The 628-nt window shown below is 78.7% G+C and carries 1 pseudogene; it reads right to left on the bottom strand.

From position 1 onward, the window contains the following. Positions 1-497, bottom strand: a pseudogene (locus G3I42_RS14750) (hypothetical protein); the annotation flags it as partial. Positions 498-628: the final 131 nt, after the last annotated feature.

The raw sequence follows: 628 nt of genomic DNA, 5'->3' as shown, positions 1-628 counted from the left end.
TCCTCGCGGGTCAGCGGCCCGAGTTCCTGGAGGTCGAGGACGGGGTCGAGGCCGAGGCGGAGCACGAAGGCGCGCATCGCCTCGTCCTCGCCGAGCGGCGTCCCGTCCGCCGCCCACTCGTAGCCGACCGGCCGCCGGAAGCCGGAGCAGAGCACGAGACCGGCCCGCTCGTGGTCCCACCACAGCGCGAGGACGGGCCAGGAGGCCCCGACCGCGAGCGCCGTCGCCCAGCCGGTGAGGACCCGGTCGACCGGCTCGCCGCCGTGCAGCCACGGCTTCTCCTCGGGGACGAGGACACTCCACCGTGCCTCGCCCCCGGGCCCCGGCTCGCCCGCCGGGCACAGGACGAGCGGTCCGCGCAGGAGCCGCGCGACGTGCGCCACCTCGTCCGGCTCCGCCCGGCACAGCAGGAGCGCCCCCGCCGCCCGCTCGGCGTCCGTCGCGTCGGAGGGAGCGGCGTGCGGCGTGGAGCGGGGCCCGCCCGCGGGATCGGCCATGGGCCCACGCTAGGACGGCCCTTCCCGCCCGGCCCGCGTTCGGCGTCCTTTCGTGGCGCCCGCTCCTCCTTCCGGCTCCGCGCCCGTTCCCGCTCCGCGTCCGCTCCTCCCTCCGGCTCCGCGCTCGACGC

Source organism: Streptomyces sp. SID11385 (assembly GCF_010548245.1).
GTDB lineage: Bacteria > Actinomycetota > Actinomycetes > Streptomycetales > Streptomycetaceae > Streptomyces.
This window is presented reverse-complemented; position numbering and strand designations above follow the sequence as displayed.